General features: G+C 62.2%; 11 protein-coding genes and 1 pseudogene. 6 read left to right on the top strand and 6 right to left on the bottom strand.

Annotated elements, in window-relative coordinates:
* Positions 1-589: DUF445 domain-containing protein (locus A2J01_RS27750; protein WP_197494320.1), on the bottom strand; the 589-nt coding region annotated here is incomplete at its 3' end.
* 179 nt (positions 590-768) lie between these two features.
* Here A2J01_RS27750 and A2J01_RS27755 point away from each other — a divergent pair.
* A complete protein-coding gene (locus tag A2J01_RS27755) occupies positions 769-1,503 on the top strand; it encodes a TetR/AcrR family transcriptional regulator (protein ID WP_003941527.1) in 735 nt (244 codons plus the stop codon).
* A 57-nt stretch (positions 1,504-1,560) separates the two neighbouring features.
* Complete coding sequence (locus A2J01_RS27760) at positions 1,561-2,415, top strand: polyphosphate kinase 2 family protein (RefSeq protein WP_054827968.1); 855 nt, start codon at positions 1,561-1,563, stop codon at positions 2,413-2,415.
* Positions 2,416-2,431: 16 nt separating this feature from the next.
* Here the strand turns inward: A2J01_RS27760 and A2J01_RS27765 are convergent, their stop codons facing one another.
* Entirely contained in the window at positions 2,432-2,653 is a 222-nt protein-coding gene (locus A2J01_RS27765) for a hypothetical protein (protein ID WP_039973486.1), read from the bottom strand.
* 114 nt (positions 2,654-2,767) lie between these two features.
* Here A2J01_RS27765 and A2J01_RS27770 point away from each other — a divergent pair, with 114 nt between their 5' ends.
* Positions 2,768-3,337: a DUF2231 domain-containing protein gene (locus A2J01_RS27770; protein ID WP_064114015.1), complete on the top strand. Its 570-nt coding sequence runs from the start codon at positions 2,768-2,770 to the stop codon at positions 3,335-3,337.
* A gap of 22 nt (positions 3,338-3,359) precedes the next feature.
* Here the strand turns inward: A2J01_RS27770 and A2J01_RS27775 are convergent, their stop codons facing one another.
* Complete coding sequence (locus A2J01_RS27775; protein ID WP_003941464.1) at positions 3,360-3,773, bottom strand: DUF6292 family protein; 414 nt, start codon at positions 3,771-3,773, stop codon at positions 3,360-3,362.
* 120 nt (positions 3,774-3,893) lie between these two features.
* Between A2J01_RS27775 and A2J01_RS27780 the strand changes: the two genes are divergently transcribed.
* The gene (locus tag A2J01_RS27780; protein WP_003941555.1) at positions 3,894-5,162 is read left to right on the top strand and encodes a glycosyltransferase; all 1,269 of its coding nucleotides are present in this window, start codon (positions 3,894-3,896) and stop codon (positions 5,160-5,162) included.
* Between the two features lie 54 nt (positions 5,163-5,216).
* On the opposite strand, the gene A2J01_RS27785 is transcribed toward A2J01_RS27780, so the two are convergent.
* The gene (locus A2J01_RS27785; RefSeq protein WP_308216553.1) at positions 5,217-5,804 is read right to left on the bottom strand and encodes an STAS domain-containing protein; all 588 of its coding nucleotides are present in this window, start codon (positions 5,802-5,804) and stop codon (positions 5,217-5,219) included.
* A gap of 247 nt (positions 5,805-6,051) precedes the next feature.
* On the opposite strand from A2J01_RS27785, the gene A2J01_RS27795 reads away from it, so the two are divergent.
* A complete protein-coding gene (locus tag A2J01_RS27795) occupies positions 6,052-6,483 on the top strand; it encodes an ATP-binding protein (RefSeq protein WP_003941553.1) in 432 nt (143 codons plus the stop codon).
* Entirely contained in the window at positions 6,480-7,274 is a 795-nt protein-coding gene (locus A2J01_RS27800; RefSeq protein ID WP_003941515.1) for an RNA polymerase sigma factor SigF, read from the top strand. The genes A2J01_RS27795 and A2J01_RS27800 overlap by 4 nt, the downstream gene beginning before the upstream one ends.
* Positions 7,275-7,311: 37 nt before the next feature.
* On the opposite strand, the gene A2J01_RS27805 is transcribed toward A2J01_RS27800, so the two are convergent.
* Positions 7,312-8,352: an NAD(P)-dependent alcohol dehydrogenase gene (locus tag A2J01_RS27805; protein ID WP_003941488.1), complete on the bottom strand. Its 1,041-nt coding sequence runs from the start codon at positions 8,350-8,352 to the stop codon at positions 7,312-7,314.
* A gap of 72 nt (positions 8,353-8,424) precedes the next feature.
* Positions 8,425-8,766 (bottom strand): annotated as a pseudogene (locus tag A2J01_RS27810) (5-methyltetrahydropteroyltriglutamate--homocysteine S-methyltransferase); the annotation flags it as partial.

Raw genomic sequence — 8,766 nt, forward strand, 5'->3', positions numbered from 1 at the left:
GCAGTTGCTTGTTGTCCTTGAGAAGTTCACCGAGCACTCGGCCGATCGGCGGTCCCCACATGGGCTCGGCCAGACGCTTCACGATCGTGTTGTCGATGATCTGGGCGATGTCCTCGTCGCGAAGAACCTCGACCATGCCGCGCAAGACCGTCGACGTCTCGGCGGCGACGCGAGCGGCGTTGGCAGGTTCGGCCATCCACGTGCCGAGCCGCAGCGGAATCTGCGCCTGCTGCACCTTGGCCGACACAACCTCGGGAGCCAGGAAGTTTTGACCGACGAATGAGCTCAGGCTGGCTCCGAGCTGGTCTTTCTTACGCTTGATGATGGCAGTGTGCGGGATGGGAAGGCCCATCGGATGACGGAGGAGCGCGGTGACGGCAAACCAGTCGGCAAGCGCGCCGACCATGCCTGCCTCGGACGCGGCCCGGACGTACCCGACCCACTCTCCGGCGCCGCGGGATTCCTGCCACCGGCAGAAGATGTAGACCACCGTCGCGAAGCCCAGAAGGCCAGTAGCGAAGACCTTCATCTTGCGAAGGTCCCGACGCTTGGCGGCGTCGTCGAAGGCGGAGAGGCTCAGTTGCTGCACCCTCGCCATTGTGCCGAAAGGTGTGACGCGGCGTAGCGCGAGCGACACGAAGTCCGATTCTGCAGGACCTAATCCCCCGAACTGCGGATGTGAGTGCCCGAGATAAAGGCGCGGACATTAAGCTGGACCGGAAAGTAGACCGATCGGACGTGGCTCGCACCACAGATATGAGATGACTCGTGGCCAAGAATGCCGTGCAGGACAACGAGCAGGTAGACGGCCCAGTCGTTGCTGATGCGAAGCCCGAGAAATCCGACGGTCGGAAGCGTCGTTGGCGTGAGCACAAGATCGCTCGCCGCGAGGAACTCGTCGACGGCACCATCGCCGCCATCCGCGCGCGCGGCCGTGAGATCGGCATGGACGAGATCGCGTCCGAGATCGGTGTCTCCAAGACCGTGCTCTACCGATACTTCGCCGACAAGAGCGACCTCACGACCGCCACGATGATGCGGTACGTCGAGACCATCCTGTCGCCGCGTATCTACGAAGCGATCAGTGGCGATCTCGACGATTTCGAACTCACCCAGGCGAGCATCACCGCATACGTCGAGACGGTGGCATCCGACCCCGACATCTACCTCTACGTCATGGCCAACGGCGCCGGCGCCAACCGCGACGTCGTTGCCGATTCCGAGCGCATGATCGCCGAATTGCTCTCCACGGTGTTGGGCAATCGTCTTCGCGAGATGGAGATGGATTCCGGCGGTTCGCTGCCGTGGGCGTTCGGGATCGTGGGCGGAATTCAGCTCGCGACGCACTGGTGGATCTCCAACAAGTCGATGTCCGCGGAATCGCTGATCGACTACCTCACGATGATGACGTGGGGCGGCATCACCGGCATAGCTGCGGTCAACGGATCACCGGCCAAGTTCAAGTCGGTTCCGCATCCCCTCGTCAAGCCTGCCGAGGACTGACTCGCCCGAGACCGAACTTTCGAGCCGCCGGGCGCGATCCTGTGGCACTCTTTCGGCATGGCACAAGACTCGCTGTGGGAAACACCGGCCGCCAAGACCCTGCGGGCGGAGCCCGGGTTCGAACTCGATCAACTCGATCGCAACAGCACTCCGGGATTCACCGGAAACAAAGCTGACGGCGAACGTCTGCTCGAGGAACGCGGCGCGGTTCTGTCCGACCTGCAGGAGTTGCTGTACGCCAACGGCCGGTCCGGGGACAGTCGTTCAGTCCTGCTGGTTCTGCAAGGAATGGACACCGCAGGCAAGGGCGGCATGGTCCGACACGTGATCGGTCACGTGGATCCTTCGGGAGTTCAGCACGCGGCCTTCGGCGTCCCGACCGAAGAGGAAAAGCAACATCACTACCTTTGGCGGATCAAGAAGGAACTCCCCCGCGGCGGCTATCTCGGTGTGTTCGATCGCTCCCACTACGAGGACGTCCTGGTAGTGCGCGTCCACGATCTTGTCCCGGAGGATGTCTGGAGCAAGCGCTACGACGAGATCAACCAGTTCGAAAAGGAACTCGTCGACGCCGGAACCACCATCGTGAAAGTCGCGATGTTCGTCTCGCTCGACGAGCAGAAGAAGCGACTCGAAGAACGTCTCGACCGCCCGGACAAGTACTGGAAGTACAACCCTGGCGACGTGACCGAACGCGGTTTGTGGCCTGCATATCAACAGGCGTATCAGGCAATGCTCGACAAGACGTCGACCGAGCACGCGCCGTGGTACGTCGTGCCGTGTGATCGGAAGTGGTACAGCCGCATTGCGGTCACGGAGCTACTGATCGACGCTCTGGAAAAGCTCGATCTCGACTGGCCCCCTGCCGACTTCGACATCGAGGCGGAGAAGGCACGACTCGCACAGTCTTGATCAGAAGCAGGCCTGATCAGAACAGGTGTGGGGATTCGCGGTGCACTTTGTGGTCGTGACGCACAGTACTGGCGTACAGGGCTACCGCGAGGCCGATGCACGCGACGCCGGCGAGGCCGGCGATCAATGCCCAACCACCCTGGCCTGAACCTGCCGCCACCAGAAAACTGCCGAGGCAGACCACTGTGGCCAGCACCAGGAAATACGACGCCCACGCTGCAAAGAGATTGAGCTTCATCGTTCGCTCCTCCGGTCGGATCTCTTTCGTTTCGACCGTACGCCGGAGCATGACGGTCGACAAGACACTGCCGTCGCGAGGTTTCCCGACGTCTACGCCGGGTAGCCGAATTACATGGACATCGGAACTCTTTATCGCGGAATCGAATCCGCTCGCGGACTGGACGGTCCGTCCACTGGCCTCAGGCGCAGAATCCTCGAGATCACGGAGCGATCCGACCGATCGCGCACTGTCGCCGCACTTCTGCGCGGCGCCGCCGTCGGGCATCCCATCCATCCTGCCCTCGTGACCATTCCCGCGGGCGCGTGGACGGCTTCGTTGGTCTTCGATGTTCTAGGCGATCCGCAGACTGCACGACGGCTGATCGGGCTCGGATTGGTTTCGACTCCGCCGGCTTTGCTGACGGGATGGCTGGACTGGTCCGAACGTGGCGACGTCGCACGCCGAGTGGGGCTGGTGCACGCGGCGTCGAATGCAGTGGGGATCTGGTCTTTTGCGGCGTCGTACAGGCTACGCGGAAAGGACTCACTCGCGCTGGCGCGAGTGCTGTCGGTGCTGGCGCTCACCGCGGTCGGTGTCGGTGGCGCGCTTGGTGGTCACATCGTTTTCAAGCTCATGGACGATCCGGCCGTCGAGGCTGCAGCGACTCCGGTTCTCGATCCCATCCTGGATGTAGTCAACTGAGCCGATCGGACCTCGATACTGTTCAGGCGTAAGCACTTCCGGAGTAGCTCCGCAGTTCTCGCGCGGTCTCGTCCGAATCCGCCAATGGTCTGTTCATGACCCAGTGTGGGCTGCGCGTACCCAGTGTCGCGGCAAAATCGGCGACGGCGTCCGGGGTCGGCACTGCGTGTTCGCCCAGATATCCGAGAACGATGAGGTCCTCCCCTGATCTGGTCTCCACGGCCAGGGCCCAACCGCACGTCTCCTCCCACAGCAAAGCCACCTCGCGCCCGGGGAAACGCGGCACAGTTCGGTCCAATGCGATGTAAGCCTCCAGAGGGTGCTCGCGCCTGCAACACCACTGCTCGATGCCGGCCCCCACACCGACCGCCACCCGTTGTACGTACCGCTCGAACCCGAGTCCGACGGTTGCGTCGACCAGCATTTGTTCTGTCATCGAACCTCACTCCTCGCCATCGTGTTTGGAATGTGCCCAGCGCTGACCGCGTCGAAACCCGGTTCAGATCACGGACTCCGGGTATCCCCAGACGAACCGATCAAGTGGAGAGGGGACCCGATGAAGTACTCGCCCGCTATGGCTCCCGGACGAATGCTGAAGATCTCCATGGTGTCGGTGAACGCCGATCCACTCGCACCGGTGGGCTGCTCGGCAGCCGGTGCACAGAACCTGCACGTCGACGAACTGTCTGCCGCCTTGGTTCGTGCCGGACACGACGTCACCGTCTTCACCAGGCGTGCCCACGTCGGTGGGCCGGACCGCGTTCGCGCCCGCGCCGGGTACTCCGTCGACTATCTCGAGGCCGGCCCGACGCAGGCTCTTCCGGATGCCGACATCCTCCCTCACCTGGGAACCTTTGCCAGCATTCTGCGCGCTCAGTGGAGTACCGACCGACCCGATGTGGTGCACTCGCACTTCTGGATGTCCGGTGTGGCAACGGAACTCGCGACCCGATCGCTCGGCATCCCCGTACTTCAGACATTCCATTCCCTGGGATCTGCGGCGCACCGCCACCTCGGAGCAGCCGACGACAGCCCCTCGGAGCGGACTCACCTGGAACCGTTGATCGCCAGGGGCGCAACCCATGTCATCGCGACCAGTTCGGACGAAATCTTCGATCTGGTCCGGCAGGGATCACCACGATCACGGACCACGATGGTGCCCTCGGGCGTGGACACCGAAGCATTCACCCCGGAGGGACCCGCCGCGAAGAAAACCGCACCGCATCGATTGATCTGCGTCGGAAGACTGGTGGAGCAGAAGGGCTTCGATGTTGCCGTCGCCGCGCTGGCTTCGCTGCCGGATACGGAGTTGGTGGTGATCGGCGGGCCACCCGTCGCGCAACTGAGCACCGACGAAGTGGCGATCCGCTTGGTCAAGCTCGCCGAGCGCCTCGGCGTCGCAGATCGCGTCCAATTGTTGGGACGGGTTCCGCACCGCCAACTACCGAAACTGATGCGATCGGCCGACGCCCTCGTGTGCACCCCTCGATACGAACCGTTCGGAATCGCGGCACTGGAAGCAATGGCGTGCGGAGTTCCCGTAGTCGCGACTCCTGTTGGCGGACTGCGGGATACGGTGATCGACGGACTCACCGGGCGTCGGGTCCCGGTCAACAACCCGGTGGAAACCGCTCGCGCAGTCCGCCATCTTCTCGACGACGAGGACGAAGGCGCGGCGTTTGCACGGCAGAGCCGGGCCCGAGCGTGCGAATCGTATTCGTGGGATCACGTCGCCACCGAAGTGGTCCGCACCTACGGCCGCTGCGTCACAGCACCGCCGAGAGCCCGCCAACACAAGGGCACTCACCGAAGTGAAGTGCACTGACGCTGACGGGCTCTACGAAACTGAATTCACGAAGCTTGGACTGAAACTGCGTGATCAAGCGGGGAAACGTCGGGTCTCTTCGAGTCCGATTGCATGATCGAGCGACTCGTAGCAGGCAAACATCGACTCCTGACCAGCTGCTTTGAGCAACCTTTGCACCGGGCGGGCGCAGACGAGCGCGAGTGTGCCGCCCACGTCGCGTGATCGCGTCGACAGGACCGACAGTACGGACAAGCCGCACGTCCCCATGAATTCGAGTTCGGATAGATCGACGACCAGCGTCCGGTCCGCGGCCACGTGGTACGTCAAGAAGTCACGAAAAGCATTGGCGCTCATCAGATCGATCTCACCACGAACTTTGATCACAGCGGTGTGTGCACTGATGCGGTGCGCGTGAAACGATGCGGTCGCTGTCCCGGTCGCGGGAGGTCCGTAGTCTACCGATCCCTTCGCCGCGTTCGTAAAGCCTGAAATAGATGATCCTGGAACAACAGTCATGGTTCTCCCATCCCGCAACGGTTTACACTCTGCAAAAGAGAAGGGACCTCCGAAGGAGACGCACGATGAACGGGTCTCCAGAAATACGGATAAATCCCTCATCGGCTGTGTGCTCAACCTCGGTTTGAAACAGTACGCCAGCATGACGGACGTCACAAGTGCGTTGCGACCATTCGTTTCGGTGTTCCGAACAAAAATGTGGTTTGGTCTGCGGTTCCGCGAGGTAATCCGATGTTGCGATCGCCAACGGTCGTGAGCAGAATCGTGTCGTTTACCCCGGCACCACCATCGACCAAATTTCGTGTTCGGGGGTCACTGTGAAGGTCGGGATGGGTATCGTTCTCGGCACCAGACTTCACCGCGACCCCTGGTACGACGATCCGGAGAACTTATGGCACACCTCAGCGCACTCGAGCCCGATCAGGATCAGACTCAGCCAGTTGTGGAGTTGAGGATTCAAGCGACTCTCGATCAGCTGTCGATTTTGCGTGCACTGGCCGCCACCGTTGCCATTCAGGAAAACTTCGACCTCGACGCCATCGCCGACATCAAACTGGCCATGGACGAAATCTGTACGCATCTGATCGTTCGCGCTGCGCCTGATTCGGTTCTGGTGTGTCGGTTCGTCTTCACGCCCCCGCAATTGCACGTGTCCGTGTCCACGACGACCACGGAGTACGAGGACAGCAGTCAGCGTTCGTTCGGGTGGCACATCCTCACCGAACTAACCGATTCGATTTCGCTCGACCAGGAAGAGAACCTCGGCGGCGTCGGCTACATCACCACCATGAAGTTCACCAAGGCCCTCAGCGGGCGCCTGTGACCGCTTCCGCAGACGGCCCGTCACGCCCGCGTCGGCGGTCCACCGACGAATATCGGGACGTAATACCAGTTTTCGAGGAACTGCGGACCCTCGAGCCCCACAGCCCGGAGTACGAACGAGTGCGCACTGCACTCATCACCAGATGCCTACCGTTGGCCGAGCACATCGCCAGACGATTCGACGGTCGTGGCGAGGCACACGACGATCTGGTTCAGGTGGCGCGTCTCGGTCTGGTCAACGCCGTCGACCGTTTCGATTCCACGCGCGGATCCGATTTCGTCTCGTTCGCAGTTCCCACCGTCATGGGCGAGGTTCGACGACACTTCCGCGACACCGGTTGGGCATTGCGGGTTCCCCGCCGGATGAAGGAGTTGCACTTCCAACTCGGGCAGGCCATCAGCGAGCTGTCACAACAGCTCGGACACGCGCCGACCGTCGACGAGTTGGCCGAGACGTTGGGGATCGAACGCGAAGAAGTTGCCCAGGCCTTGATCGCCGGCAACGCGTATCAGACGGTCTCGGTCGACGGTGCCGCGTCCAATCACACCGACGATCTCCCGCTCGTGGAGACACTCGGTGACTACGACGCAGCTCTCGAGAACGTCGAGAATCACGAGGCGTTGCGTCCGCTTCTCGACAAGCTGCCCGAGCGAGAGCGGACGGTGTTGATGCTCAGATTCTTCGGAAATCTGACGCAGACACAGATCGCCGAGAAAGTAGGTGTGTCCCAGATGCACGTGTCGAGGTTGCTCGCGAAGACACTGAGTAATCTTCGCGAGCAACTCGACTGAGCTCCGCGAACAATTCGACTGGGCAGGACCGAGCGGGTCAGATCGTTGCGGTGTCGATCACGAATCGGTATCGGACGTCGCTCTTGATCACGCGCTCGTAAGCGTCGTTGATGTCGCTCGCCGGGATCAGTTCGATTTCTGCGCCGATGCCGTGCTCGGCGCAGAAGTCGAGCATCTCCTGTGTCTGCGGGATACCTCCGACCATGGAACCGGCGAGGCTACGACGGTTTGCGGCGAGCGAGAATGCTCGAACTTCGATCGGCTTCTCGGGCAGGCCGAGTTCGACGAGAGTGCCGTTGATGGCAAGCAAGGACATGTAGGCGTCGATGTCGAGGTTGACCGAGACCGTGTTGAGGATCAGGTCGAACTCGCCGCGAAGAGCCTTGAACGTCTCACGGTCGTTGGTCGCGTAGTAGTGATCGGCGCCGAGGCGAAGCCCGTCGTCTTTCTTGCCGAGCGTCTGGCTCAGGACGGTGACTTCCGCTCCGAGCGCCTTGGCGATCTTCACGCCGACGTGCCCGAGGCCGCCGAAACCGATGATGGCGACCTTCTTGCCGGGGCCGGCGTTCCAGTGCCGCAGCGGTGAGTACAAGGTGATGCCCGCGCACAGGAGCGGCGCTGCAACGTCGAGTTCGATGCCCTCCGGGATCGAGAGCACGAAGTGCTCGGTGACGACGATGTGCGTCGAGTAGCCACCCTGAGTGCGCTCGCCGTCGCGGCCGGTGGCGTTGTACGTACCCGTCACACCCTTGCGGCAGTACTGCTCTTCACCGGCGGTGCAGGCGTCGCACTCCCCGCACGAGTCGACGAAGCAGCCGACGCCCACTCGGTCGCCGACCTTGTGCTTGGTGACATCGGAACCCACGGCGGCGACGACGCCGGCGATTTCGTGTCCGGGGACGATCGGGTACTTGGCTCCGCCCCACTCGTTGCGAGCGGTGTGGATGTCGGAATGGCAGATGCCGGCAAATTTGATGTCGATGAGAATGTCCAGTGGACCGAGCTCGCGGCGTTCGACAGTGGTCTTCTCGAGGGGACCGTCAGCGGACGTCGCGGCATAAGCAGCAGCAGTAACCATGCACACATGCCTACCCGTGCATGGAGGGACCTGCAACTCGCAGGCCCCTCCATGACTTGTTCTTTACGTGACTTACCCGGCGTCGCGCTCGGCTTGCTCGGCCCGACGACGCAGGCGCCTCGCGGCCGCAACCATATTGCGCAGCGAAGGCTCGAGTTGCCACGGATGGCGGGTCTTGAGGCCGCCGTCCGGGTTTGCCCACAAGCGATCGAGAGAGATCGATTCGCTTGCCTCAGTGAGCAATTCGTCGAGTTCGTCGATGTCGGGAATCCGAGCCGAGCGAGATTCGTAGACACCGGGACCGACGCCGTGCGTGAGCGCGCCTTCCTTGAGTGCTTCGAGAACCCACGTGATGGAGCGGGTCGCGACGATAGCCGTCACATCGGCGTCCAACCGTTCGATGGCGTCGACCAC

Source organism: Rhodococcus sp. EPR-134 (assembly GCF_001647205.1).
GTDB classification, from domain to species: domain Bacteria; phylum Actinomycetota; class Actinomycetes; order Mycobacteriales; family Mycobacteriaceae; genus Rhodococcus_F; species Rhodococcus_F qingshengii.